The 1,188-nt window shown below is 48.2% G+C and carries 2 protein-coding genes; both read right to left on the bottom strand.

Annotated features, from left to right (window positions below):
• Positions 1-36: 36 nt before the first annotated feature.
• Positions 37-444 carry a DUF4168 domain-containing protein gene (locus BLW97_RS18295; protein WP_158006144.1) on the bottom strand — a complete coding sequence of 136 codons (408 nt, stop codon included), beginning with the start codon at positions 442-444 and terminating at the stop codon, positions 37-39.
• Positions 445-944: 500 nt separating this feature from the next.
• On the bottom strand, positions 945-1,188 hold a 244-nt coding region (locus tag BLW97_RS19870), incomplete at its 5' end, for a hypothetical protein (protein WP_207650658.1).

Raw genomic sequence — 1,188 nt, forward strand, 5'->3', positions numbered from 1 at the left:
CTGACGTTCCATGATTTACCAATCAAGGTAGTGCGACTATGCACCAGACTTGATAGCGGCCTCGACCTTTTGAGCGAACTGTGGATCGCTATGGGCTTTTCTCATGAGCATCTCATAAGTACTTGCGGAGAGATCGTTTTTGGCCAGAATGCCGTGAACATCCTTTGCATAGGTCTGTTCAAGTGCCTGTTGCTTGGCTTTGCTTACGCCTTTTTGCATGGCTTCACCACGCATTTTGGAACTCAGGGGCTCGATTTCCCGCAGAGCAGAAGCAAAATGCATGATTTCAGCGTTACTCACCGCAGGGCCCGCCTGAGGTGCAGAGGGCATCATTGGCTGGGAGCCGGATTGCGCTCCCGCTTGCGGCGCTCCGGAAGCCATAGGCGGTGTAGACGCACCGTTCTGCATTGCCGGTGAGGACGGTTGGGGTTGAGTGGTGGACATGGGGCTGCTCATGCTTGCAAAAGCAACGGATGTGCTAAACACGAATATTCCGAGTGCCGTGATTACATTAGTCTGAATGCTTTTCAATAGTTCATCTCCCTTTTGGGTAAAAGAAAAGAGCATGGATTATGCTCGTAATTGCTTGAGTCAAATTGCACAAGCGTTTTTACGGTAACAACAGATAATCTGTATTGTCAAATAGGTGAATCAAATTTAACAAGTATTTAAACTGGTCAAAATATGAGTGTTGCGCATATTCAACATGGAGCCAGAAAACACGTTAATGTTTATAGGAAATCTCTTCTGTAATTTAACAGAAAACTGATATACCACATTAATATTTGTTTTTTTACCACCACCCGTGTAGATAAGCATGCTGACGTGATCCATGGGTAATCATCATTCCCAGATACGGCAATTCATGCGTAACGGATTCTACGATCAGTATAAATTACGTTTGCGGATGATCTTGCGGAGACAAGACCATCCGGTACCAATGGTTAAGATGTTTTGGCTGGTGGTTGATTCGGATTCGATTGAGTCGCTGGTTGGCCTCCGGGGGATTGAGCAGAGGCTGAGGCCCCATGCTGCATAGAGTATGAGTGTGACTGTCCCTGAGAATGGTATGCCGGAGTCGCCGCACCTGCCGATGACTGTCCGCCATAAGGAGGGCTGGCAGCAGAAGAACCGTGTTGCATGGCCGGTGAAGAGGGTTGTCCCTGAGGCTGGTATCTCGGGGTTGCC

The organism is Acidithiobacillus albertensis (assembly GCF_001931655.1).
GTDB lineage: Bacteria > Pseudomonadota > Gammaproteobacteria > Acidithiobacillales > Acidithiobacillaceae > Acidithiobacillus > Acidithiobacillus thiooxidans.